26 protein-coding genes are annotated in these 23993 nt (G+C 41.3%); 17 read left to right on the forward strand and 9 right to left on the reverse strand.

What is annotated here, in order from left to right:
- Positions 1–50 precede the first annotated feature (50 nt).
- Positions 51–896: an RteC domain-containing protein gene (locus AM279_RS09065; protein ID WP_054407656.1), complete on the reverse strand. Its 846-nt coding sequence runs from the start codon at positions 894–896 to the stop codon at positions 51–53.
- Between the two features lie 233 nt (positions 897–1129).
- On the reverse strand, positions 1130–2143 hold the full coding sequence (locus tag AM279_RS09070) for a zinc-dependent alcohol dehydrogenase family protein (protein ID WP_054407657.1): 1014 nt from the start codon (positions 2141–2143) through the stop codon (positions 1130–1132).
- 123 nt (positions 2144–2266) lie between these two features.
- Between AM279_RS09070 and AM279_RS09075 the strand changes: the two genes are divergently transcribed.
- Positions 2267–3109 carry an AraC family transcriptional regulator gene (locus AM279_RS09075; protein ID WP_054407658.1) on the forward strand — a complete coding sequence of 281 codons (843 nt, stop codon included), beginning with the start codon at positions 2267–2269 and terminating at the stop codon, positions 3107–3109.
- A gap of 21 nt (positions 3110–3130) precedes the next feature.
- Positions 3131–3691, forward strand: a complete 561-nt coding sequence (locus AM279_RS09080; RefSeq protein WP_054407659.1) for an AAA family ATPase — start codon at positions 3131–3133, stop codon at positions 3689–3691.
- Between the two features lie 10 nt (positions 3692–3701).
- Here the strand turns inward: AM279_RS09080 and mobB are convergent, their stop codons facing one another.
- On the reverse strand, positions 3702–4958 hold the full coding sequence (mobB, locus tag AM279_RS09085; RefSeq protein ID WP_054407660.1) for a conjugal transfer protein MobB: 1257 nt from the start codon (positions 4956–4958) through the stop codon (positions 3702–3704).
- Positions 4959–4962: 4 nt separating this feature from the next.
- Entirely contained in the window at positions 4963–5397 is a 435-nt protein-coding gene (mobA, locus tag AM279_RS09090; RefSeq protein WP_054407661.1) for a conjugal transfer protein MobA, read from the reverse strand.
- A gap of 534 nt (positions 5398–5931) precedes the next feature.
- On the opposite strand from mobA, the gene AM279_RS09095 reads away from it, so the two are divergent.
- The 4 genes from AM279_RS09095 to AM279_RS09110 all read left to right on the forward strand — a co-directional run bounded on the left by AM279_RS09095 (position 5932) and on the right by AM279_RS09110 (position 7850).
- Entirely contained in the window at positions 5932–6426 is a 495-nt protein-coding gene (locus AM279_RS09095) for a DUF3408 domain-containing protein (RefSeq protein WP_054410232.1), read from the forward strand.
- 365 nt (positions 6427–6791) lie between these two features.
- Positions 6792–7175, forward strand: coding sequence for a hypothetical protein (locus tag AM279_RS09100; RefSeq protein WP_054407662.1), 384 nt, complete (start codon positions 6792–6794; stop codon positions 7173–7175).
- A gap of 100 nt (positions 7176–7275) precedes the next feature.
- Positions 7276–7572, forward strand: a complete 297-nt coding sequence (locus AM279_RS09105; protein ID WP_054407663.1) for a helix-turn-helix domain-containing protein — start codon at positions 7276–7278, stop codon at positions 7570–7572.
- Positions 7569–7850: a helix-turn-helix domain-containing protein gene (locus tag AM279_RS09110; protein WP_054407664.1), complete on the forward strand. Its 282-nt coding sequence runs from the start codon at positions 7569–7571 to the stop codon at positions 7848–7850. Before AM279_RS09105 ends, AM279_RS09110 begins: the two co-directional genes overlap by 4 nt.
- Positions 7851–7984: 134 nt before the next feature.
- Here AM279_RS09110 and AM279_RS09115 read toward each other — a convergent pair whose 3' ends face one another.
- The 5 genes from AM279_RS09115 to AM279_RS09135 all read right to left on the reverse strand — a co-directional run bounded on the left by AM279_RS09115 (position 7985) and on the right by AM279_RS09135 (position 11753).
- Complete coding sequence (locus AM279_RS09115; protein WP_054407665.1) at positions 7985–9037, reverse strand: hypothetical protein; 1053 nt, start codon at positions 9035–9037, stop codon at positions 7985–7987.
- A gap of 52 nt (positions 9038–9089) precedes the next feature.
- Complete coding sequence (locus tag AM279_RS09120; RefSeq protein ID WP_054410235.1) at positions 9090–9662, reverse strand: hypothetical protein; 573 nt, start codon at positions 9660–9662, stop codon at positions 9090–9092.
- Positions 9663–9755: 93 nt separating this feature from the next.
- Positions 9756–11006 (reverse strand): site-specific integrase, encoded by a 1251-nt coding sequence (locus tag AM279_RS09125; protein ID WP_054407666.1) that lies wholly within the window; start codon positions 11004–11006, stop codon positions 9756–9758.
- A 274-nt stretch (positions 11007–11280) separates the two neighbouring features.
- On the reverse strand, positions 11281–11562 hold the full coding sequence (locus tag AM279_RS09130) for a Txe/YoeB family addiction module toxin (RefSeq protein WP_054407667.1): 282 nt from the start codon (positions 11560–11562) through the stop codon (positions 11281–11283).
- Positions 11538–11753, reverse strand: a complete 216-nt coding sequence (locus AM279_RS09135; RefSeq protein WP_054407668.1) for a DUF2683 family protein — start codon at positions 11751–11753, stop codon at positions 11538–11540. The genes AM279_RS09130 and AM279_RS09135 overlap by 25 nt, the downstream gene beginning before the upstream one ends.
- 81 nt (positions 11754–11834) lie before the next feature.
- On the opposite strand from AM279_RS09135, the gene gap reads away from it, so the two are divergent.
- The 11 genes from gap to AM279_RS09190 all read left to right on the forward strand — a co-directional run bounded on the left by gap (position 11835) and on the right by AM279_RS09190 (position 23966).
- Positions 11835–12836, forward strand: coding sequence for a type I glyceraldehyde-3-phosphate dehydrogenase (gene gap / locus AM279_RS09140; RefSeq protein WP_054407669.1), 1002 nt, complete (start codon positions 11835–11837; stop codon positions 12834–12836).
- Between the two features lie 140 nt (positions 12837–12976).
- The gene (locus tag AM279_RS09145) at positions 12977–14749 is read left to right on the forward strand and encodes an AMP-dependent synthetase/ligase (protein ID WP_054407670.1); all 1773 of its coding nucleotides are present in this window, start codon (positions 12977–12979) and stop codon (positions 14747–14749) included.
- Positions 14750–14970: 221 nt separating this feature from the next.
- Positions 14971–16527, forward strand: a complete 1557-nt coding sequence (locus AM279_RS09150) for a T9SS type A sorting domain-containing protein (RefSeq protein ID WP_054407671.1) — start codon at positions 14971–14973, stop codon at positions 16525–16527.
- Between the two features lie 98 nt (positions 16528–16625).
- Positions 16626–17378 carry a phosphodiester glycosidase family protein gene (locus AM279_RS09155; RefSeq protein ID WP_054407672.1) on the forward strand — a complete coding sequence of 251 codons (753 nt, stop codon included), beginning with the start codon at positions 16626–16628 and terminating at the stop codon, positions 17376–17378.
- Positions 17341–17793, forward strand: a complete 453-nt coding sequence (locus AM279_RS09160) for a hypothetical protein (protein WP_054407673.1) — start codon at positions 17341–17343, stop codon at positions 17791–17793. Before AM279_RS09155 ends, AM279_RS09160 begins: the two co-directional genes overlap by 38 nt.
- A 40-nt stretch (positions 17794–17833) precedes the next feature.
- A complete protein-coding gene (locus AM279_RS09165; RefSeq protein ID WP_054407674.1) occupies positions 17834–18352 on the forward strand; it encodes a hypothetical protein in 519 nt (172 codons plus the stop codon).
- Positions 18353–18400: 48 nt separating this feature from the next.
- A complete protein-coding gene (locus AM279_RS09170) occupies positions 18401–19351 on the forward strand; it encodes a hypothetical protein (protein ID WP_054407675.1) in 951 nt (316 codons plus the stop codon).
- Complete coding sequence (locus AM279_RS09175) at positions 19351–19896, forward strand: RNA 2'-phosphotransferase (protein WP_082344206.1); 546 nt, start codon at positions 19351–19353, stop codon at positions 19894–19896. Before AM279_RS09170 ends, AM279_RS09175 begins: the two co-directional genes overlap by 1 nt.
- Positions 19893–20606 (forward strand): DUF2071 domain-containing protein, encoded by a 714-nt coding sequence (locus tag AM279_RS09180; RefSeq protein WP_236688511.1) that lies wholly within the window; start codon positions 19893–19895, stop codon positions 20604–20606. The genes AM279_RS09175 and AM279_RS09180 overlap by 4 nt, the downstream gene beginning before the upstream one ends.
- 479 nt (positions 20607–21085) lie before the next feature.
- Positions 21086–21538 carry a MarR family winged helix-turn-helix transcriptional regulator gene (locus tag AM279_RS09185; RefSeq protein WP_054407676.1) on the forward strand — a complete coding sequence of 151 codons (453 nt, stop codon included), beginning with the start codon at positions 21086–21088 and terminating at the stop codon, positions 21536–21538.
- 37 nt (positions 21539–21575) lie between these two features.
- Complete coding sequence (locus AM279_RS09190) at positions 21576–23966, forward strand: 3-hydroxyacyl-CoA dehydrogenase/enoyl-CoA hydratase family protein (protein WP_054407677.1); 2391 nt, start codon at positions 21576–21578, stop codon at positions 23964–23966.
- Positions 23967–23993: the final 27 nt, after the last annotated feature.

Consider the following 23993-nt stretch of genomic DNA (forward strand, 5'->3'; position numbering starts at 1 on the left):
GCTATTTATCGCCTGTGCCTATTTTTAGGGTTGGTTTGCGAAGTATTCACCTATAAATCTTTATCCATATATTCTTCCAAAGAAGATTTCAGCTGGTCTAAAAATGCAGTTCGGGAACCTGCTCGATATTTCATTCGATGAAAAGAATTGTGCAAATCTCCCAAAGTAATCTGGAATAATCTTTCCAAAGTCATACTGATTTTTCGTATTCCTATTTTACCGTAGGAAAGAGAGCCATGTGCATACAGCGCATAAATCAATTCTATCAGTGCATTTTTGGTATCTGTCCAAAGGATACCGTCAGATGAGATACCGCTTGCAGAAAGAGAGCCTGCTATTTCATCATTGTTGATTTTTTGGAGTATGTAGGTATAGAGTAGCTCATTTGCTATTATCCGAGCCACTTTGTTATCATAGTAGGTTGAAAACAGCGGGTCAATCTCAAAAACAAAACTGTTCAGCCCATCGTGGAAATTAATGTTGCCTAACCTAAAGTAGGTTTCATCACGGTCGGTTCTTCCTGAACGATAATATCTGTAAAAATCCGAATTGTAGATATGCTCCCTATATTCCTGTTTTAATTCCTGCAATTGTTCTGAAAAATAACTGGCGTACATTTTCCCTCCGTCAACGGGACAAGCGGTCTGTATGCGAAATATCTTATTGTGGTAAATGAGTTTGGAGAGGATATATGGCTTAATGTTGCGAAAGAAATTGATTTCCTCCCATTGGTTTTTAAAGCCTTGCTTTGTAACATCCTCTCTTATAGACCATAAATATTCTTTCAGATATATGGTCATTTGATATGCTTCATCAATTGCATTAGGTGCAGAAAGCGAAATTGCATTTTCTTTTCGCTGTATCTCTGTGATAATATGATTTAATGAAAATGTCATTTTAAAGAGAATTTTTATTTTAGGCGTTTATATATATGATATGTATTATCATTAGCAAACGCTAAAACGTACCAAAAGAGCATTAAATAAGCCTCTTCATTAATGTGAGCTTTATTGAGTATTTCGTTATATTTTTATTTCTTACTCTCGTCTGGATGTTTAAGAAATAAAGGAGAAGCTTACCTTAATTCAAGCTCCTCCTTTATTATTTTTATTTAAAAAGAGAAATGGAATTATATGGAAATAACTATTTTGCCAACCATATCTCCTTTTTCTATTCTTTTATATGCATCCCTTACCTCATCCATATTATAGACCTTATCAATAACAGGATGGATATTATTAATTTCTATAGCACGGTTCATTTTTGAGAAACTTTCGGCACTTCCGGTCGCCAGACCCTGAATGCGTATAAATGACATATTGATGGAATGTTTGTGAATATCAATGGGTAATGCAGAACCCGATATAAATCCCGCAGTTGCCAAAAAACCATTTTCTTTGAGTGAAAGTAAGGACTGTTCTATGGTTTTTGTACCTGCAATATCCAGCGTAATATCTACTCCCTGTCCACCATTAAGTCGAAGAACTTCTTTGTGCCATTTTGGATGTTCTTTATAATTAATGACTTCATCCGCTCCAAGTTCTAATAATTTCAATTCTTTTTCTTTTGTACTGGTAGTGGCTATCACTTTGGCTCCTGCTGCTTTTGCCAATTGTAAGGCAAAAATGGAAACACCTCCCGTTCCTTGTGTCAGTACGGTTTGTCCGATTTGCAGGTTTGCCTGATTAATTAGTGCGTGCCAAGCTGTTACGGCAGCAATTGGCAATGTGGAAACCTCCTCAAAACTTAGATTACTTGGAGCTTTTACAATCCCGTAAGTTGGTAGGCAAACATATTCTGCTAAAACGCCCTGTGTTTGCCACGCAACTCTTGTGTTGTATTCTTTTTGAAAGTTCCCTTTTGTCCAATTCTGTACATATTGGACTGCCACACGGTCTCCAACTTTCCATCCGCTTACGTCTTCTCCCAACTCTTCTATAATCCCTGCTCCATCAGATACTGGTGTGTAAGGAAGGTTAGGCAAGTCTTTGTAGAAATTGCCACTTGCTAATAAGAAATCCAAATAATTAAGCGAAACGGCTTTTATTCTTACAAGAACTTCTCCCTGTTTTGGACTTGGCTTCACTACTTCCTTTAATTGTAATTTGTCAATATCGAACTCTTCTAATTGTATTGCTTTCATATCTAATCTTATTTTCTACAAAGTTGACTAATCGTAGTTTAAAAACTTGGTACTCTTCTTTGAAAAAACAGTAACATTATTGGGCGTTGTAATGCGGTAACCAAAAATTAGTATTTTTGCATTATGGATATTATTCACGAAACATTTGCAATTGAGATTGCAGAATATGATGAATGGCAAGATAGAAGCCGTAAAAACAATTTCTTTGAACTGGTTTACATTTTGGATGGCAAAGGATTTCATAGTGTCAATTATGTAGATTATCCATATGAAGAAAACGGTATTTTCCTTTTACCTACGGCTAAATGCCATAAATATGTAATTGAAAAGCCAACCCGATTTTTGTTTGTCAGGTTTATGGGAAGTTATTTTTTACCTAACTCGAATGGAACTGTTGATTACAGCAACTGGTTTAGCCGTTTAAACTTTATTATGGGAAATCACAGTCATCTTTCAGGAGAAATGATTGACGACCCTGATGATAAAAAACAGCTGAAGAGACTTTTAGATGTAATAATTTATGAATACAATAGAAAAGATATTTGTTCTGCATTTGTAATTCAGAATACATTAGTTTCTGTGCTGGCAATCATTTGTAGGAATGTTCAGCAAAAGGTATGGGGTGGACGAACTTTCAACGATGAAAAATTTGTTGATTTACTCAATTTCATAAGCTTCAATATTCTCGACCCCGAAAAGCTATCCGTTAAATATCTATCCAATAAATTTCACGTTTCCGAAACTTACTTTAGTGAATATTTTAGGCGTAATTCCTCGGAACGGTTTCAGGATTACGTATTAAAATCTAAATTACGGATTGCACAGTCAAGAGCAAAATATACGGATAATCCTATTCAGGATATTGCTCTTGATTTAGGATTTACCGATAGTAGTCATCTCAATAGGATGATGAAAAATCACTTTGGAAAAGGAATGCGGGAAATCAGAAAAGAAATGAAGAAGTAATCTGAATTTAAACCAATACCTATGAAATGTCAGAAAAAAAATCAATATCAAAACTACTACGTTATTACCGGTGGACCAGGCGTTGGAAAGACAACATTGCTTAATGCACTCGAAATTAAAGGTATGCGTGTAATTCCGGAAGATGCTCGGCAAATTATTAAAGAACAGATGCAAACCAACGGAGAAGGAGTGCCATGGAAGAATAAGACTTTATATGCAGAGTTAATGTTTGACGCTTCTTTAAGCACATATCGAAAAGTTGTTAGAGAAGTGTATGATAAAACCGTTTTTTTTGATAGAGGACTATTGGACGTAATTTGCTATATGGAAATGGAAAACATACCTATATCTGAAGAGCAGAATAGTCAGGCAGAAGCAAATTCATATAATCGAAAAGTATTCATTCTTCCGCCTTGGTTAGACATCTACGAAACAGACAATGAAAGGAAACAAACTTGGAAAGAAGCTGTGTACACTTTTGATAAAATGAAGCAGACTTATTTAGATTTTGATTATAACGTGATTGAGGTTCCTAAAGAAACTGTTGACAAAAGATGTGAATTTATTTTAGACAACATTTGATAAACAATTTTCATAATCTCCTCCCTTTCTTCTTCATTCGGTTGGCAAACTGTTCTTCCTCGTAGTCCACACCCTGTTCTTGGGGCAACAGGCTGAACAATCCCAAATCGGAACTCTGTGAACGCTCTTGCAAGATAAAACCAAAAAGGTCTTTTGTAGGCAGGTTATCCATTGTATTTGTTTTGGAAACAGAGTTGTCCCGTATTCTTAATACGGGCTTATTTCTGTTGTTCCACCAATCGTTAAACACGTTTGCAGACAGGTTTCTGTCTAACTGTGAACCGTTCCAAACGGTTCGACTTTCGTGGTCAATAAAGGTCATACCATAAATTCGTCCTTCACTATTACGTCTTACAACTGTATTAATACTCTGCTCGGTCAACTGCTTTTTAAAATCTGTTTCGTTAATTGTGGTATGTATGGCATGCTCTACCGTATTTTTCAGAACAGACTTTACAGGCGTGGTTTTCATTTTCTCTTTGGACTGCTCAAAGTGTTTTTGCAGATGTGCAACGCCTGCATCTTTTCCGAAAAGTGATGCTTTGAACGGATTGCTAACCTTGTTGCCGTTTTTATCCAATGCGAAATACACCAATCCGTTTACGGTCTGTCCGTTCCGTTCACCTTTGACTTCCTCCGCTGTGATGTTGAAAAGAGAAAGTAACGCATTGTAGCTACCCATAGTAGAAAAGTTATAATACTTGGGTAGATGCCTTACTACCGAAGCAATCTGACTTTTGATGTCGCCATTATTATGACTTACAGGCTTGAAAACTTTATTGGCTTGTTTCTGCTCTTGTTCAGTTGCCTTTTTCATATTATATTTCTGTTCCAAATCCCGACAGATTGCCATTGAGCGTGGATGGTCGTAATCATCGGGGATTTTCCTGCCGTCAATGCCTACACAAGTCGAAACGATATGGATATGGGTGCGGTCAATATCCGTATGCTTGAAAACAATATAGGGCTGATTGCCATAACCCGTACGCTCCATATAAACGCGAGCCATTTCCGTAAACTGTTCATCACTGACCTTATCCGCAGGATCTGGGTTCAGCGATATATGCCGTACCGTCTTTTCAGTTTTAATATTTGCAGACAGATACGGCTCAAAGCATTTATTAAAATAGGCTACTGAATACTTGCCGTCCACAGTGTCGGGTATCTTGTTCAATAACAAAACCGCTCCGTCTTCCCTGTCTACTTTCTGCTGATTGTACAAAATAGCTCCGTACATATTGCTTCCTTTTCCAATTTTTGCAATCATAACTTTACTCTTTTTTCAGATACTTCTCTTCAAATTCCTGTGTCAAACGGATGACTTCCTTAGTAACTTGTACCAATTCGATGGTCTCCTTTTCCAATTTAAACAGGTACGTTCCTGCTTTTTTCTCTGAAAAATTGCGGTACAATATCTTCACAATCTGATTATAATTTGTTCCGATTGATCGGAATTGGCTAAAAAATCGGGTCAACTTTTCGTGATATTCTATTGCATCCATATCAATTTTAACGGTCTTTACCGTCTTCTGAAAGATACAGGCTGTAATAAAATGAGCAATTATTTTCATTTCTGATTGGTCGAAAAGGGCAAGAAATTTGGCATTATCCTCTGCATTCAGGTTGATGGAATACCGATTGACGGCTGGGTCAATCTTTGGTTTTCTTCCTGATTTCTTAATCTGTTTTCTGTTTTTTTCTTCCATAATAATCCATTTTTAATTTTACATAAACGAGCGACTTCGGAGCCGTTTCCTGCCCCCTGCAAGGGCAAGTGCTCTTGAGGTGCGGAAATTTATTTCGAGGACCTCAAGAGATAACTTGCTCTGAACAGGAGTTCAGAAAATCCGTTTTGCAAACGGATTGGAGTTAGCAGGGAAAACCCATTGCTTCCGATTACAAATTTCGACAAGACTATTTGAATAACAGCCATTTACAATCACGACAATAGACGCCAAATGCTACCTTTGAGTGCCACATCAACATAGATAGGACTGCTTTTGCTTCCTTTGTATATGGTTAGCTGGCTGATTGTTTATATCCTTAACTATGTAACCAATAAGCATAAATCCCTACAGCAAATCTGCTTGATTGAATGCGGACGAATTACAGATTTTTGAGTTAATGGAACAGCTAATTAAGGGTATGCAAGTGCTTAGGTAGATAGGTACAAAAGTATATACAGCTGATTGCTTAGTTAACCAAACAGCTAATTGGATATAATATTAAAAATGAGAGATATGATACACGAAGAAAACAAAAATCAGCAACCCGAAAAAGAAGATTTCTCTATTGAAAATTTCCTAACTGATGAAAAGAAACAATCTTTCACGGAACAACAGGCGGTAACACATCGGGAAGATTTTGCCAAACCCGAAGTAGATGAGGAAGCCATTATGCGTGTAATGGCAGGCGAAGAACCTTCGGAAACTGTAACGAAAAACACAAAAACACCTGCGAGTAATACAAAAAAGATGATTTACAAGCCAAAGAAGCTGACCAAAGAGGATTACTGCGGACAGTTCTTTAAAATTCCGAACAGTACTGCAAGCAGGGGTAAATCGGTCTATGTACGGCAGGAACACCACGAAACATTTAACAGGCTTACCAATATTATGGGCATCGACAAACTGACGATTTATGCATATCTGGACAACATTATCGAATACCACTTTCAGGAGTTTGGTGAATTGATTAGGGAAATCTATAACGAGAAACACAAACCGTTATTCTGATAAATATACGTGGTGGGTGGTACGTTTCTCTCTCTTAAAATTATTTTCCAAAAGAAAAAAACAGAAAAAAAAGAAAGCCATTTCAATAAGGCGGACGGGCGGAAAAACCAAAAGGAAACGGAATAAGTCCCGAAGGGTGGCAGGGCAACAAAAAAACTCGGCGAAGCCACCTTAATTTTGCCCAGCCATTATGCCGTAGTCTTTTGGTTGGGCGGTGCGGTGGGTGTCCGCCTTACCTTTGCTACCTTTTTTATTCTTTTTTGGAAGTGATTTTATAATGCCTTTGACTGCCAAATACTGCCACCAAATGTCAAAGGAAAACATGACATTCTCTTGTAGTCTACATTGGAGTAAATTTTGAACCTATGGCACAAAAAGCTACACCCGACAAGGAGCGGAAAGAGAAAGAATTAATCAGAAAAAAAGGGCATAGCCCTTTGATACAAGTTGATAAGCAGGGCGACCCGATTTCCAATTTCATTGCCAACTTTAAACGCCAATTCAAGGAAGCAAAAGGCTTAATAGATTGGAATAGGCTGTTCGGGGGCAAACGTGCTGAACCACCAAAACAACCTACCCAGTCCGAAAGCATAATTGGTGCAACAAAAACGATTATGCGTTCGGATTTCAAAAACGATGAAAAAAGTCAGACTGTACAGACCAACAAAAAACCTGCGTTGAGAATGGACAATACAATCAAAACACAACAAGCTCGCCTGAAAAACAATAAACCAAAACTGCGATTGTAATACCGCATTTGGCATCTGCACGCCAAATGCTACCTCTGAAAGCAACATTGGAAATTTCTGTATAAGTAGCTTTTATTTTTGAGGTTTAAATGATGCAGATATGGAAATAACGGTTTTAGACATTCAGATTTTGAAAGCATTGCACAGGGAAGTAAAAGAAGTTTCTCTATTGATTAAGGAAATGACTGCACCCTACAGAGCATTGCAACAGGCAACAAAATGGCTCGACCAGCAGGAAGCCTGCCTACTGCTAAATGTTAGTAAAAGAACTTTACAAACGTACAGGGCAAAGGGTATTCTTGGGGCAACGCAAATCAATCGGAAGACTTATTTCAGATTATCCGAAGTGGAATTACTGATGCAGGGAGAGCGACTATTAAAAAAGCAAAAGAAATGAAACAGATTGGAGATTCAAACGAAAATATGCTTGCACTGCTCGAAGCTGTGGTAAGTATCAAAAATGAACTGCTGTATATCAGGGAATATTTCCACCCTTTATTGAAAGGGGAAATCTACCTGTCAGGTGAACAGGTTTGCGAGATGTTACACATCAGCAAACGGACATTGCAACAGTACAGGGATGACGGACTGATACCTTTTATCAAGCTCGAACGGAAAATCTTGTTTCGTGAAAGCGATATTGTAAAAGTATTGGAAGATAACTATCAGCGTTAGCCCGATTACATCAAAAGAATGCTCTTGTATCCATATCAATCAGTAAAAACAGCCCATTGCTTAAAACAATGGGCTGTGTCGTTTTTTGTAATGCCTTTGTGCAGTGTGAAGTCTATTTGGGCTTATATTCCTGATTAGTTTCTTAATTTGAGTAAAAAATATAATCCATTATCTTCAAGTTCTCGTTTTTCTTCTTTGAATTCTAACAATGTCATCCCTGCTGTCAAACCTAAAGAGCTTAATAAAGCATAATGTATTGGCATACTTGCAACCACTGTCCCAATTAACGGAACATATGTTTTGGGATTTTGCATTTTTTCAATGAACTTCCTAAATGTTTTACTATTCAGATTTTTCATTTTGTTTTCTAAGTCAATAAGAGGTTTTTGTATTTCACTAAAGAAAACACTTTGATACTCATTGTCTTTTAAATCAGCATTGTAAAGCTGTTTGTTTTTAACTTCGATGGCATTTATTGTTTGATAGAATAGCCCCAATTCATCCTTCAATCTTAATTTAAGTTCTAAAAGGTCATCAAAACTTAAAATGTCTGGGTTTGGTAAACTGATTTTTAAAGCGTCAAGTGCTAATGACTTTGTGTAGCCTTGAGTTTTTAAATCGTTGTTCGATTTGGTTGATTGTTGAATAAATGCTGAAAAAAGAGCTTTTAAATTATTACTACTGCTCAAACAAGTTTCTCCCTCTATCAAAAGTTTTAGAAACCATTTTAATTTTAAGGAATAATACCACCATATTAAATTGGTCTCAACAGGTTTACCCCAATCAAAATCCCACATATTTTTCATTATGTCGTAAACCTCTTCAGTGATTATTTTACCGTCTTTCTCTGTTGGATGGTTTGGAAATATTAAGTTATGATTTGCATTAACTATTTCACTTATTTTACTTGCAAGTCCTTTTTCAAATTCATCTTCCTGATTTTCGTTTTTTTCAGTAATTGCAATTATATTCTCATCAATAAGAACCTTATAATCTGTTGTAAACGTTTTAGGAATAAATTGAAAATCTTCTACTCCGTCAAACTCAAACTTTCCACTTGCTTGGCTAAACTTTGGGGCATACACTGCATCATTAACAATATTTATTTTGTCATAATACAGAGCAAGCAACTTTATTTCATTTGCCGATTTTGGTGTAATATCTGAATTATAGTAAATCTCTCTCATTTAAAAACTCTTTTAGAATGTTTGTTGACATTCAATCTCTAATATATTCACATTACTTTTTGCTAAGAAACTTAAATATATTATTGATATTAACTCCAATTCCTGCAATGTTAGGTTCAAGGATTATAGTATCATTTAATATTTTCCCAATTCCGCCTTTCAATTCCTTTTTCACTTTAAAATCCTTAATTTCCTTTTTGTCTTTAATGTCTTGAAAAACTTTTTCAATAAGTTTGATAACATCTTGAGGAGTTTTACAAACACTCGCAATTTCGATAAAGACCAATTTGTCTTCTGGGATTTTGCCACCGATAGATTGTTTATCATTTCCCTCTAAAAAGTATTTAGGATGAATTGTTGTAATCATCAGTGCGGGAAGCAATTCTTTAGGGTCAATGCCATTTACTGCTTCCCAAGACATAAGCTCTGAATAAAAATGACTTTCGGGAATACCCTGAATAGCAACCGAGTTGTTTTCAGCGGCAAACTTTGCAATTTTGTCGAAACTGTCACGTAAAGTTTTACTAATTGGTTCATCCCAGTTATAATAGTCAAGAATATATAGGTAATATTCCCTTTCTACATTCTCTGGAATGGCGGCGATTGTGCTAATTTTTAGTCCCATTATATTTATTTGCAACAGATTATTTGTAATAAGCTAAATTACAAAAAAAGCCAATGTAACTAACATTGGCTTTCCTTGATTGCTTTATAGGTTTCATAGTTGAGAAGCAAAAGACTGTTCAATACCCTTAAATTTGTGCGATACTTTTTGCATATCCTTTCCAACTTTCTCATTGAGAATTTTTGCATAAATCTGTGTAGTTGCAATATTCTTATGCCCTAACATCTTGCTCAAACTTTCCAATGGAACGCCCTCACTTAAAAATAGCGTGGCAAAGGTATGACGTGCCAAATGAAAGGTTACTTTCTTTTCTACAAGGCAGTCAATCAGTTGAGATATTCTCTTTAAGCTGTCATTACAAATCGTATTTGATGGTACAGGAAATACCTTTCCGTCCTTTGACAATCCTGCATATTTTTCAATAATCATTTTTGGAATATCTAAGAGCATTACGTTTGATGATGTAGCTGTTTTCTTTCTTCGCACAATAATCCACCTGTTACCGTCAAAAAAATCTTGGATATTGCTATTTTTAAGTCCTTTCATATCTGAATAGGAAAGACCTGTAAAGCAACTGAAAACAAACAGGTCTTTAACTAATTCGTCTTTCTTTTTATCGCAGTTGAACGTTACGAGCTGTTCCAATTCATTACGCAATAGATAACCTCGGTCTTTATCCTTTTTGGTATTCTTGTATTCGCTGAACGGATTAAAAGCAAGATGCTTTCTGCTCATTGCCAATCGGCAAAGCGTAGTAAATCCAATCATATACAGCCAAATGGTGTTGTGTGTTAAACTTTGGTCGTCACGCAGGTAGTAATTAAAGTCCTGCACAAAATCAGGTGTAAGGTCGTTAAAGGACACATCGGAATAGCCGTATTTTGTAAGTGCAAAATTTCGAAGATGTTTCAAAAGTATTTTGTATTTACTGCGTGTGCCATTTACCCGAAGTCCACTATTAACCTTTTTCTCATAGTCCAATAGGAACTGTTCATAGAATTTGAAAAAGGTCAGTTCTCCGCTTTCCATCCCAAGAACGGCATTTTTAAGTTTAGCACTGTTTACAGCCCCCTCATTCTTCAGAATTTTGGAATAGCATTCCTCAATACCCGAACGAATTTTGTCAAGTTTCCTGTTTGTGTCTTGTGCTTCTCGGCTTTTACCTAAAACCCTGCCGTACTTCAAATCCCAATTTGTTGCGGAAATATCCAGCTTTGTACTGAATGCAGACTGTTTGCCGTTTACGGTAATTCTGCACATAACCGTAACTTTTCCGTTTTTCTTTGGTGCATTCTTTTTCAGGTAGAACAATACCTTAAACGTTGATTTTTTTGTCGTTTCCATACTCACAATTCTTAATGATAAAATTAAACTTATGTGAGCTGCGGAACAATATGAAAAACTATGCAGAAAGCTGAAATACAGTATTTTAAAACGATTGTTTCTAATATTTAAAAGTAACGTTTTAGTAACCTTACTTTTGCCAAACCTCGCTTTTTCCTGCTTTTTACCTCATTACCAAAAAATCATAAAACGGCTGTAAAGCCTTTATTTACAACCGTTTTGCCTGTTATTAATCTTTGATGTATTTTTACTGAAACTTTATTTTAAAAGTATCTTATTTATCAGAATAATGCCCTAAAGCAGACACAATAGTTACAGTAACCACAGCCTCTACTACAGAGTAAATAAGTCTATCCTTTTGGTTTATTCTCCTTGACCAATAACCGGCAAGTTCATGCTTTAACTGTTCGGGCTGGCCAGTACCTTCATAAGGGTGTTCGGATAATTCAATAAAAAGCATTTCAATTTTTTTGATGTTGGCTTTATTGCCGGATTTGAAATGCTTCTCCAAATCTTTTTCTGCCTTAGGCGTTACTTCAACCCTAAACTTCCCCATACATCATCAGGATTAACTTCCTTTTTCTTCTTGCTCGCGGCAGATTTTTTAACCATGGCTACAAACTCGGGGTCATAAGGTGTTTCAATTACCTCTACCCCTTTGCTTTCTTTGGTAAAAAACTCAAGCATAGACAGCAATGCCTTACCGGCCTTGGTGCGCTCGTTTATTTTTAAGGTTATTGTTGTCATACTCCTGATTTATAACTACAAAAATACAAAAACAAACTGTAAAGATTTAGTACCTTTACGGCCTTATTTTTCTTCACATAAATGAAAAAAACTAAAATAGCCATTAACGGTTTCGGGCGCATAGGCCGCAACCTGTTCCGGCTGCTTATAAACCACCCCGCCATAGAGGTGGCCGCCGTAAACGACATTGCCGATGCCCGCACCATGGCGCACCTGCTTAAGTATGACAGCATACACGGCATCCTTCAGCACGAAGTTCATCACACCGAAGACAGCCTTATTATAGATGGTAAACCCGTGCCGTTTATTCGCCAGAAAAGCGTTCAGGATATTAACTGGGCGCAATATGATATTGACATAGTAATTGAATCAACCGGGCGCTTTAAAACGCTTGACGATGCACAGCAGCATTTGGATTCGGGCGCAAAACGGGTTATTCTTTCTGCCCCGCCGGAAGACGACCGCATTAAAACCATTGTTTTGGGCGTAAACGAACATATACTTGATGGTACCGAGCTTGTAATTTCTAACGCCAGCTGTACCACAAACAACGCCGCACCCATGATGAAAATCATAAACGACCTATGCGGTATTGAGCAGGCGTATATTACAACAGTACACTCATATACGACCGACCAGAGCCTGCACGACCAGCCGCATAAAGACCTGCGCCGTGCCCGTGGCGCTGCCCAAAGCATTGTGCCCACTACAACGGGGGCTGCCAAGGCGCTGACCAAGATTTTCCCGCAGTTTGTGGGCAAAATAGGCGGCGGTGGCATACGCGTGCCGGTACCCGATGGTTCGCTTACTGATATTACCTGCTATGTAAGCCGCGAGGTGAGCATTGAAGAGATAAACGCAGCCTTTAAGACGGCATCGCAAAACGGGCTTACCGGCATCCTGGCCTATACCGAAGACCCTATAGTATCGGTAGATGTGCTGGGCAACCGCCATTCGTGCCTGTTTGACGCACAACTTACATCGGTCATAGACAAAATGGTAAAGGTTGTGGGCTGGTATGATAACGAGATTGGCTATTCGTCAAGGATTATAGATTTGATTATGTACACGAGCAGGGGGTAATTTACCAACTCTGCTTTTAAATAACAAGTTGCCTGACGAAATGCTGATTTTGTCGGGCATTTTTTATTATTTTGCCAATTACAGGCACACACTATTTATTTTTTCCTTAAATTGGTAGAACCAAATCTTTTAAAAAGCATATGAGCCAAATAACCCGATTATTTGATTTTCCGTATTACCAGCTTGAGAAATACAACCTTGAGAAAGCGCTTGTTACAAAGCATGGCGAAGAATGGGTGGCTACCTCAACGCAGGAGTATATAGACCAGGCCAATACTTTTAGCCGTGGCCTGCTGCGCCTGGGCATTAAAAAAGACGATAAGATTGCCGTTATATCGCACAACAACCGCACCGAGTGGAATATTGCCGATATAGGCATATTGCAAACGGGTGCGCAAAACGTGCCGGTATACCCTACCATATCTGAAGATGATATTGAATATATACTTAACCACAGCAACTCGCAATATGTTATTGTAAGCAACCAGGAACTGTTTGACAAGGTTAGTGCCATAAGAGGCAAGGTTGCAGGCCTTAAGGACATTTATTCGTTTGAAGAAGTGCCCGGCTGCAAAAACTGGAAAGAAATACTGGAACTTGGCAAAGACACGTCTAACCAAAGCGAGGTGGACAGCATTAAGCAAACCATTGGTACCGATGACCTTGCCACCATTATATACACTTCGGGCACTACAGGAAGGCCCAAGGGCGTAATGCTTTCGCATAAAAACATTGTGAGTAATGTACTGATGAGCGAAGAGCGCGTGCCGTTTGAAAAGGGCCAGAGCGTGGCACTGAGCTTCCTCCCCGTGTGCCACATTTATGAGCGCATGATACTGTACATTTACCAGTATGTGGGGGTTAGCATTTATTTTGCCGAAAGCATTGAAAAGGTAAGCGCTAATATTAAGGAGGTTAAGCCGCACGTTATTACGGCTGTGCCGCGCCTGCTGGAAAAAGTGTACGATGCCATTATTGCCAAAGGCTCTGACCTTACCGGCATTAAACGCAAACTGTTCTTTTGGGCGGTTGATGTGGGCCAGGCTTATGAGCCGTATGGTGCAAACGGCGTTTGGTATGGCTTTAAGTTATGGATAGCCCGCAAACTGATTTTCAGCAAGTGGAAAGCCGGCCTTGGCGGAAATTTAGGCCTTATGGTTAGCGGCAGCGCTGCCATACAGCCACGCCTTGCCCGTGTATTTGCAGCCGCTGAAATTCCGGTAATGGAGGGCTACGGCCTTACCGAAACATCGCCCGTTATAGCGGTTAACGACCAGCGCAACCACGGCTTTAAAGTGGGTACTGTGGGCAGGCCGCTTAAAGGCGTAGAGGTTAAAATTGCACAGGACGGCGAGATACTGACCAAGAGCGACAGCGTAATGATGGGTTACTATAACGACCCTGAAAAAACGGCCGAGGTTATTACCGACGGCTACTTCCACACGGGAGATATTGGCGAGGTAGACAAAGACGGTTTCCTTAAAATAACCGACCGCAAGAAAGAGATGTTTAAAACCAGCGGCGGTAAGTATATTGCCCCCCAGCTGCTTGAAAATGCCATGAAGCAAAGCCGCTTTATAGAGCAGGTTATGGTAATAGGCGATGGCGAAAAGATGCCTGCAGCCTTTATACAGCCTGATTTTGCCTTTGTTAAGCAATGGGCGCAGCGCAAAGGGCTAAGTGTTGACAGCAACGAGCAAATTGCCCAAAGCAAAGAAGTGCACGACCGCATACAGGAGGAAGTAGATGCCGTAAACAAGAAATTTGGCCACTGGGAGCAGGTTAAGAAATTTGAAATTACGCCCGATGTATGGAGCGTAGAGGGCGGTGAAATGACACCTACCCTAAAACTGAAGCGAAAAGCAGTAAAAGAAAAGTACCAGAAACTGTATGACAAGATATATCGTGAGTAGATTTTTGGATTGTTCGATTATTAGATGATCCGACAGCCATTTAAAAGTACCTACCAGCCTTCGGGCTGGTTTTTTTATTCCATAATACAAGGTCGAAGAATCCAAAAATCCAATCATCGAACAATCTAATTACCAAATCAACAATTGTTAAAAATTTAACGCAACCCTTTAACATAACCGGCATCTAAGTAAAAAAACCAATCACTTTATTATTGCTTGTTATGAAAAAAACCTTACTATCGCTACTGTGCATGCCATTTTTGGCTGCGGCACAGGCCGGCTCTTTTGACACCTCTTTTGCTGTTACCGGTAAAAAAACAGAGTACGTCCAGCAACACCTTACCCGAGGTTACCGCATTGCCGTGCTGCCCGATGGCGCTATACTTACCGCCGGGATTAATTATGTGCCGAGTGAAGGCGTTTCTTTCCTTGGCGGTTTTGTGAGCAAACACCTTGAAAACGGCGATATAGACACCTCTTTTGGCAACAACGGCATTACGTATTTTGCTAATCCCAGCAGTTTAAACTGTTTTATAACCGGGCTTAAAGTACAGCCGGACGGTAAAATTTTAGTAAGCGGCTCTATAAACGGCGAGGGAGAGCTAAGGCGCTTAAAAGCAGACGGTTCGCCCGATACTGCTTTTGGCAACAACGGGGTGGTACAGGTAGCACCGCAGCATGTGGGCTGTATGGCGCTGGCCCCTGACGGTAAGATTATTGCCTTAGGCCAGTACTGGAACGGCCAGATAAACGTATACAAAATATGCCGCTACAAAGCCAATGGCAGTATCGACACCGGCTTTGGCACTAACGGTATTGTGTATGCTGATGTTACCGATTATAAGTTTGATATTGCTACTGATGTTGTAGTGCAGCCTGATAATAAAATTGTTATATCTGGCAAATCATACCTTAACCTTGAAAATGGCGTGGTTAGCCGTTTTAACGAAGACGGCAGCCCTGACACCACATTTGCTAATAACGGTGTGGCTATTGTTGCACTTTCGCCCGACCAGGGTAACGGTTCGCTTGAAACCATAGCGCTGCAACCTGACGGCAAAATTGTGGCGGCGGGCTATGCCATAGGGCTTTTTGGCACCGGGGGCTTTAACTCAACCAACCCGGCTGTGGCGAGGCTAAATGTTGATGGCAGTATAGATACCGGCTTCGGTACAGACGGAAAAATAGTACTGCCCACTGTGTTTAATGCTAACGACCAGTTTAAGTGCCTGCACCTGCAAGGCGATGGCAAAATACTGGCCGGTGGCAATGCAGCCTACCCTTTTCCGTACCTGCGCACCTACCACTACCTTACACGGTTTACCAGCAATGGCGAAGTAGACGAAACCTTTGGCGATGAAGGCAAATTGGTTCATGATTTTACGGGTAATAACGGCGATTACATGAATTATCTGGAAGACATATCCCAAATGGCAGACGGACGTATTGTTACCGCAGGCTTTAGCGGGATAGATATGTACTATGAAATGAAAATGATTATATGCCGCTTTAAAAATGACGATACCGTGGGTATACAAAGCCTGGAAGCACCTGCATTTACAATACATCCTAACCCGGCAACTGACATTATAAACATAGCATTACCCGCAGGCAGCTGTGCTGCGCAGCTGTATAACCTGCAGGGGCAACTGGTACTTAACCAGCCTCGCGAAGGCTTTACGGGCAGCATATCGCTTAGCGGGCTTGCAGCGGGCAGCTATATCCTGAACCTGGCTACTGACAGCGGTACGGCATCGCACAAAATTATAAAGCTGTAGGTATTAGTTATAAGAGCCACTAATTTCACGAATCTGCACTAATATATTTTGTGTACATTCGTGAAATTAGTGGCTTTCTTTTTTAAATCAATTCCTCTATGAAAAAACTGTGGTTGCTTGTTGCGTTTGTTGCCCTTGGCTCACTTGCCGTAATGGGCTATGAGGATGCTGCCAATGATTACATTAGCTACACCGCCAACCTTTCTCAAGAAAAAGTAATCCTGTATTATAAAGATGCTGGCGGCAAACGCATAAAAAGTTTGGGCAACCTTAAAAAGCATGTGGAGGCAAGCGGACAAACACTGCTTTTTGCCATGAACGGCGGCATGTACAGCCCCAAACGTGAGCCTGTGGGCTTGTATATAGAAGATTTTAAAACCCTTTCCCCTGCCGATACAGCTTCCGGTAAGGGTAATTTTTACCTGAAGCCTAACGGTATTTTTTACATTGACGGCAAAGGTAAGGCGGGCATTAGTAAAACGGAAGATTTTAAGCCTGCCAACAACATAAAGTACGCCACACAAAGCGGCCCCATGCTGGTTATAAACGGCGCTATACACCCGGCGTTTAAAGAAGGTTCAGATAATGTGAACATCCGCAACGGGGTGGGCATACTGCCCGATGGCAGCATACTGTTGTGCATGAGCAAAGAGAAAGTCAATTTTTATGACTTTGCTCAATATTTTAAAAACAAAGGATGTAAAAATGCCTTATATTTAGATGGTTATGTAAGCCGCACCTATGCTCCATCTGAAAAATGGGAACAAACAGACGGCAACTTTGGCGTGATAATAGGTGTTATAAAACACAGATATGAAATGGTTACTCCTCTTACTGCTTGTACCCTTTAGCCTCCTGGCACAAATTGGCCCTAACAATACCGTGAGTGGCAACAATGTGCTTTTTAGCGGCACGGTATACCTTGACAGCGTTGCGATTGACATCAACAAAACGTTTCTTGACCCTGATAATATACAATCTATATCGTTTGGTGTTGCAAGCCAGGACAGTATTCAGGGTGCGCCAAAAGCCGTGTATATTAGCCGCAAGGTGCCTTCCCCGTTAACAAAACTCAGCACTGTGTATGTAAAAGATTCTGTACACGTAAAATTTTTGGTAGACGACAGCTATATAGAAAAACCGGAGGAATACCTTATAGAAACAAGCTGTATAAAAAGTGTTTCGGTTTTAGATAATACTAAGGGCGTTACACACAACCCGCCCTCAATAATTTTACACATTACCACCCGGAAAGAAAAGGAATGAGCATTAAAACACTATATTTAGCGTAACAAACCAGTGATTTATGAAACGTTTTTTAACCATAGCCGCTATAGTGCTTATTCCGTTTGCGGGCATATATCTGTATGGTGCCATGCCTGGTAATATTTTTACCGAAACCGCCCTTAAAAACTACGAGCGGGAGGCCGTTAGCAATAAAAGCTTCATTATTTTTACTCCCAATACAAAGGACTATGCCGGTCAATGTGCAGAGGAAGACAAGCGGGGTATACGTTACCCAGGCAAGGCAGCCTATGCACTACTGCACAGCCAGAATTATTTTTCACCCGGCAAAAGGCTTGCAGCCACCCAGATGGAGGAACTGCTTACGCTGCTTAACGACAGCGCTTCTTATGACTGGGGCGAACTGGGCACACCAGAGGTGCACTACTATTTTACTTTTCATGATAATGCCGATAAATGTATAGGTGTAACCACCATAGACCTTTTAGGCCAGACCTACTCCTACCCGCCTACGGCCCATATGAAATGGGGCCTTTTAAATAAGATGGACAGGGTAAAACAGATAATTGACCAAAAATAGTTGTGTCCCGGCGCTATAATTTTTACTTTCGCTACAAATCACCAATAAATGAAACGCCTTTTACCCCTACTCTTCATTGCCCTGTGCCTTACCGCCTGCAATAACGAAACCATTATCGCCAACGATGCTATTGATGCCAAAACGCGCAACATTATAAAGCAAAAGAACGACAGTATTATGCTGGGCCTTAAAACAGGCAGCCAGCGTATTTTTAAAAACATTGCTACTGAGTATTTTATGAATAATATTCAGGTGCAAACCAAAAACCTGTACAGGGCCCTGCGCCGCCTTGACGGCTATAAGGTATATGACCAGTATGAGGTTAGCGGTAAAAAAGCGTTTGACCTGGTGCACATCCCCAACGAAAAGAAACGTTACACCTACAGCTATACCGCCGGGGCTGCAACCAGCTTTGTGTGCATTATGGAACTTGAAATGGGCAAAGACACCGGCGCCGTAGCCGCCATGTATGCCCTTGTTGACAATCAGTGGAAACTGGACCGCCTTGATGCCTTTATGCTTACCGCAGACGGAAAAACGGCTATTGAACTGTATGAGGAAGGCAAGAAAGCCGAGAAAGCAGGCAACACTTATGAATGTGTATATTATGCGGCCAATGCCGCGCAAATGATAGAAACCTATAAAAATACCGGCTTTGAGCCTGATAATGCCCGGAAAATCATCCTGTTTAAAAAGAATATTGAAAACCAGCTGATTGATTTTCCGTATACGCTGGAAAATGTGCCCGGAAAACCGGTACTGACAGGCATTTTTACGCAGCCACGCGAGGGTGGTAAATTCCACTACGCTATTAGCTATGAAACCAAGACCCCGGTTAGCAACCTGGCTGCCCTTAGCAAGGAGTATGACCTGGTTAAGGCCGAGGTTAAAAAGGTGTTTAGTGGCATTAACTTTGACAAGAGCCTGTATGAGTTTAAGGCACTTAATATTGATGCCGCAGAAGACCGCATTACAGACTCATACATTTTTACATACTAATGCTGCCTGAAAAAGAGCTGAAGCACCTGAGCAAATTTATGAGCCTGGTGCTGCGCCACAAGCCCGAAACCATAGGCCTTGAGCTCGATGCAAACGGCTGGGCGCCTGTAGACACCCTTATTGCAAAAATGCAGGCGGCAGGTAATACCATTGATAAAGACATACTAAACCACCTTGTAGCCACTAACGAAAAGAAGCGTTTTGCGTTTGATGAAACCGGCAGTAAAATTCGTGCAAGCCAGGGGCATTCGGTAACCATCGACCTGGGCTATACAGCACAGCAGCCGCCCGAAATACTGTTTCATGGCACGGCAGCCCACAACCGTGATGTTATTCTTACAGAGGGGCTTAAAAAGGGCTCACGCCACCACGTGCACCTCAGCACTAATATTGATACGGCCAGGCAGGTAGGCAGCAGGCACGGTAGCCCGTTGGTGCTTACAGTACAATCGGGCACTATGCATAAAGACGGTTTTGCGTTTTATGAGTCGGAGAACGGGGTTTGGTTAACCGATAGCGTACCGGCTGAATATTTGGGTTTATGATAAAAATCCCCACCATACACGGCATTATAGAACGGCGCATGCTGATTAACTATGCCATAGACCCCGTTGTAGCACAAAGCCAGCTACCGGCATCCTTCAGGCCGCTGCTGCACAACGGCAGCGCTATAGGCGGTATTTGCCTCATCCGCCTGACGGGAATAAAGCCCAAGGCAATGCCTTTTTTGCCCGGTATAGCCAGCGAAAACGGCGCCCACCGCTTTGCCGTGGAATGGGATGAAAACGGGGTGACCAAACAGGGCGTGTACATTCCGCGCCGCGATACCTCAAGCAGGCTTAACGCGCTGGCAGGCGGCAGGATTTTTCCCGGGAAGCACTACAAGGCCAACTTTAAGGTAACCGAGCAAAACGGGCATTACAACGTGGGCTTTACCAGTAGCGATGCCACTACCCTCTCGGTTAAAGCTACAGAAACCAATACGTTTAACAGCCCCGTGTTTGGTAGCAACCTTGATATGGCCTCGGCCTTCTTTAAAAACGGCTGCCAGGGCTACACACCGGGCGCAGGCGGTTTTGATGGCCTTACCCTGCATACCTACAGCTGGCAGGTGCAGCCCCTTGATGTTGAAACGCTGCAATCGTCTTATTTTGATGATGAAACAATCTTCCCGAAAGGGTCGGTTACCTTTGACAACGCCCTACTTATGAAAAACATAGAGCACGAATGGCGGGTGGGCAAGAAAATAAGCTGATTTTTTAAACCAAAAAAGTTGCACAGGTCATTTTCTCGATATATCGTGAATTTTTTTGAAGCAACATTTGGAACAACGTAAACTTTTTAGGTGCAGGTTCTTTTTTCAGTCCTGAAAAAAAATTCACGATATATCGTGAATTTTTAGAGCGCCGGATGATTCTGATACCCCTGACTAAAGCCGGGGGCAAATTATAATTTGGGTTCGGGTTACAAAACCTGAAACTTTACCCGAGGATTTTAATTCAGGCTATCGAAAATTCTAAAAATCGAACCATCCAAAAATCGAATCTCAAACTCCAAAAGTGAAATATTAAGCCCTATTTACACCTGCCTGAAAGAAAAATCCTAAATATTTTTACAATAAAATTACTTATATTTACGTATGCAGGCATAGCATTTTTTTGCTTAACATAAAATACTTCTAAATTTAATATGCGTGCATACTATTTTTTACTATATTTGAAATAACTAACCTGTATGAAGGAGAAGACAATAGATTATATACTGAGGGCTACATGGCAGGCAGTATCGCGCATGTATAATGAGGAAGCCGCCAAGTATGGCGCAAGCATGTCAGTAGGTTTTGCCCTCTTAAGTATTGATAAAGAGCAGGGTATACCCAGCACAGCCCTTGGCCCGCAAATGGGCATGGAGGCCACAAGCCTTACACGTACGCTGAAAAGCATGGAAGATAAAGGACTGATTGTCAAGAAGAAAAACCCGGTAGACGGCCGCGGTGTGCTGATAAACCTTACCAAGCTGGGCAAGGAAAAACGCGACCTGAGCAAAGACAGGGTACTGACGTTCAATGAGGTAATAAAACAGCACATACCGCAGGAAAAGCTGGATGCCTTTATTGAAGTAGCCGAAAAAATAAACGAGTTAATAGCTGACCGGCAGATATTTACAAACGACGGCGACAGCAAATAACAACAAACTATAAACCACAAACTTCTAAACATAAAGCATGAAACGCACCATTAAAAAGGCGGCCGTTATAGGCTCCGGCGTTATGGGCAGCGCCATTGCGGCCCATTTTGCCAATATTGGCGTAGAAGTCCTGCTGCTGGACATCCCCCCAAGGGAACTTACCGAAGCAGAACAAAAAAAAGGCTTATCACTTACAGATAAGGCAGTTAGAAACCGTATAGTGAACGACCACCTGGCCAATTCGCTAAAGAGCAGCCCTTCCCCTATTTACCATAAAAAGTTTGCCAGCCGCATATCTACAGGCAATACCGAAGACGATATGCACAAAATTGCAGAGGCCGACTGGATAATAGAAGTGGTAGTTGAACGCCTGGATATCAAGCAGAAAGTGTTTGAACAGGTAGAAAAATACCGCAAACCGGGCACCCTGATTACCTCAAACACCTCGGGTATCCCCATCAAATTTATGAGCGAAGGCCGCAGTGAAGACTTCCAGAAGCACTTTTGCGGCACGCACTTCTTTAACCCTCCCCGTTATTTAAAGCTTTTCGAAATCATTCCCGGCCCGCAAACAAGCATGGAAGTACTTGATTTCCTGAACAATTACGGCGAGCAGTTCCTTGGCAAGACATCGGTAGTGGCAAAAGACACCCCGGCGTTTATAGGCAACCGTATAGGCATTTACGGCATTATGAGCCTGTTCCACCAGGTTAAAGAACTGAACCTGACCATAGAAGAGGTAGACAAGCTTACCGGACCGGTTATAGGCAGGCCTAAGAGTGCCACCTTCCGCACGGTAGATGTGGTGGGCCTTGATACCCTGGTACACGTAGCTAACGGTATTTATGAAAACTGCCCTGAGGATGAGCAGCACGAACTGTTTAAACTACCGGATTTCATCAATAAGATGATGGAAAACAAGTGGTTGGGCAGCAAAAGCGGACAAGGTTTCTATAAAAAAGTAGACAAAGACATACTGGCCTTAGACCTTGATACACTTGAATACCGTGCGCAGAAAAAAGCATCATTCGCCACCCTTGAACTTACCAAAACCATTGATAAACCGATAGATAGGTTTAAAGTACTGGTTGGCGGGCAGGACAAGGCCGGCGAGTTTTACCGCAAGAACTTTGCAGGCACCTTTGCTTATGTAAGTCACAGAGTACCGGAGATTACCGACGACCTGTACAAGATAGACGATGCCATGAAAGCCGGTTTCGGCTGGGAAAACGGCCCCTTTGAAATATGGGATGCCGTGGGCGTTGAAAAAGGGCTTGAGCTTATAAAAGCCGAAGGACTTGAAGCGGCACAGTGGGTTAACGACATGATAGCCAGTGGTGTAAAAAGCTTTTACACCATTAAAGAAGGCGCTACCTATTACTACGATTTGGCCTCGAAATCGCACAAAAAGGTGCCGGGACAGGATGCCTTCATTATACTGAACAACATCCGCGAAAGCAAGAAAATATGGAGCAACAGCGGTGCTATAATCCAGGACCTGGGCGATGGCATCATCAACCTTGAGTTCCAGAGTAAAATGAACACCATAGGCGGCGATGTGCTTCAGGGCATTAACAAGGCCATAGACCTTGCCGAGAAAGAATATGACGGCCTTGTTATTGGTAACCAGGCAGCTAACTTCTCGGTGGGCGCTAACATAGGCATGATCTTCATGATGGCCGTAGAGCAGGAATATGATGAGCTTAACATGGCCATCAAACTGTTCCAAGACACCATGATGCGCGTGCGCTACTCGTCTATTCCTGTGGTAGTTGCACCGCACGGCATGACCCTGGGCGGTGGCTGCGAAATGAGTATGCACGCCGATAAAGTGGTGGCTGCCGCAGAAACCTACATTGGCCTTGTGGAATTTGGCGTAGGCGTCATCCCCGGCGGCGGCGGCTCTAAAGAGATGGCTCTCAGGGCCTCTGACCTTTGGCATAAAGACGACGTGGAGCTGAACGTATTGCGCGAATACTTCCTTACCATTGGTACTGCAAAAGTCTCAACCTCAGCCTATGAGGCGTATGATTTGGGCATCCTGCAAAAAGGTAAAGACGTGGTGGTGGTTAACAAAGACCGCCAGATTGCCGAAGCCAAAAAGCACGCCAAACTACTGGCCGAAGCGGGCTATACAGCACCTATTCGCCGTAAGGACGTTAAAGTACTGGGCAAGCAGGCGCTGGGTATGTTCCTTGTAGGGACAGACAGTATGGAGGCCGGCCACTACATTAGCGAGCACGACAAGAAGATTGCCAACAAGCTGGCCTATGTTATGGCCGGTGGCGATTTGAGTGAGGCAACGCTGGTTAGCGAGCAGTACTTACTTGATTTAGAGAGGGAAGCATTCCTTTCATTAACCGGAGAACGTAAAACCCTCGAAAGGATTCAATTCATGTTAACGAAAGGAAAACCACTTAGAAATTAAGGGTTTGCGTGGAATCTTCAATCTAAA

The organism is Flavobacterium akiainvivens, assembly GCF_001278115.1.
GTDB classification, from domain to species: domain Bacteria; phylum Bacteroidota; class Bacteroidia; order Flavobacteriales; family Flavobacteriaceae; genus Flavobacterium; species Flavobacterium akiainvivens.

Excerpts from the sequence above, each read along its gene's own strand:
- AM279_RS09065 (WP_054407656.1), bottom strand. The coding sequence starts at position 896 with ATGACATTTTCATTAAATCATATTATCACAGAGATACAGCGAAAAGAA.
- AM279_RS09070 (WP_054407657.1), bottom strand. The coding sequence starts at position 2,143 with ATGAAAGCAATACAATTAGAAGAGTTCGATATTGACAAATTACAATTA.
- AM279_RS09075 (WP_054407658.1), top strand. The coding sequence starts at position 2,267 with ATGGATATTATTCACGAAACATTTGCAATTGAGATTGCAGAATATGAT.
- AM279_RS09080 (WP_054407659.1), top strand. The coding sequence starts at position 3,131 with ATGAAATGTCAGAAAAAAAATCAATATCAAAACTACTACGTTATTACC.
- mobB (WP_054407660.1), bottom strand. The coding sequence starts at position 4,958 with ATGATTGCAAAAATTGGAAAAGGAAGCAATATGTACGGAGCTATTTTG.
- mobA (WP_054407661.1), bottom strand. The coding sequence starts at position 5,397 with ATGGAAGAAAAAAACAGAAAACAGATTAAGAAATCAGGAAGAAAACCA.
- AM279_RS09095 (WP_054410232.1), top strand. The coding sequence starts at position 5,932 with ATGATACACGAAGAAAACAAAAATCAGCAACCCGAAAAAGAAGATTTC.
- AM279_RS09100 (WP_054407662.1), top strand. The coding sequence starts at position 6,792 with ATGGCACAAAAAGCTACACCCGACAAGGAGCGGAAAGAGAAAGAATTA.
- AM279_RS09105 (WP_054407663.1), top strand. The coding sequence starts at position 7,276 with ATGGAAATAACGGTTTTAGACATTCAGATTTTGAAAGCATTGCACAGG.
- AM279_RS09110 (WP_054407664.1), top strand. The coding sequence starts at position 7,569 with ATGAAACAGATTGGAGATTCAAACGAAAATATGCTTGCACTGCTCGAA.
- AM279_RS09115 (WP_054407665.1), bottom strand. The coding sequence starts at position 9,037 with ATGAGAGAGATTTACTATAATTCAGATATTACACCAAAATCGGCAAAT.
- AM279_RS09120 (WP_054410235.1), bottom strand. The coding sequence starts at position 9,662 with ATGGGACTAAAAATTAGCACAATCGCCGCCATTCCAGAGAATGTAGAA.
- AM279_RS09125 (WP_054407666.1), bottom strand. The coding sequence starts at position 11,006 with ATGGAAACGACAAAAAAATCAACGTTTAAGGTATTGTTCTACCTGAAA.
- AM279_RS09130 (WP_054407667.1), bottom strand. The coding sequence starts at position 11,562 with ATGGGGAAGTTTAGGGTTGAAGTAACGCCTAAGGCAGAAAAAGATTTG.
- AM279_RS09135 (WP_054407668.1), bottom strand. The coding sequence starts at position 11,753 with ATGACAACAATAACCTTAAAAATAAACGAGCGCACCAAGGCCGGTAAG.
- gap (WP_054407669.1), top strand. The coding sequence starts at position 11,835 with ATGAAAAAAACTAAAATAGCCATTAACGGTTTCGGGCGCATAGGCCGC.
- AM279_RS09145 (WP_054407670.1), top strand. The coding sequence starts at position 12,977 with ATGAGCCAAATAACCCGATTATTTGATTTTCCGTATTACCAGCTTGAG.
- AM279_RS09150 (WP_054407671.1), top strand. The coding sequence starts at position 14,971 with ATGAAAAAAACCTTACTATCGCTACTGTGCATGCCATTTTTGGCTGCG.
- AM279_RS09155 (WP_054407672.1), top strand. The coding sequence starts at position 16,626 with ATGAAAAAACTGTGGTTGCTTGTTGCGTTTGTTGCCCTTGGCTCACTT.
- AM279_RS09160 (WP_054407673.1), top strand. The coding sequence starts at position 17,341 with ATGAAATGGTTACTCCTCTTACTGCTTGTACCCTTTAGCCTCCTGGCA.
- AM279_RS09165 (WP_054407674.1), top strand. The coding sequence starts at position 17,834 with ATGAAACGTTTTTTAACCATAGCCGCTATAGTGCTTATTCCGTTTGCG.
- AM279_RS09170 (WP_054407675.1), top strand. The coding sequence starts at position 18,401 with ATGAAACGCCTTTTACCCCTACTCTTCATTGCCCTGTGCCTTACCGCC.
- AM279_RS09175 (WP_082344206.1), top strand. The coding sequence starts at position 19,351 with ATGCTGCCTGAAAAAGAGCTGAAGCACCTGAGCAAATTTATGAGCCTG.
- AM279_RS09180 (WP_236688511.1), top strand. The coding sequence starts at position 19,893 with ATGATAAAAATCCCCACCATACACGGCATTATAGAACGGCGCATGCTG.
- AM279_RS09185 (WP_054407676.1), top strand. The coding sequence starts at position 21,086 with ATGAAGGAGAAGACAATAGATTATATACTGAGGGCTACATGGCAGGCA.
- AM279_RS09190 (WP_054407677.1), top strand. The coding sequence starts at position 21,576 with ATGAAACGCACCATTAAAAAGGCGGCCGTTATAGGCTCCGGCGTTATG.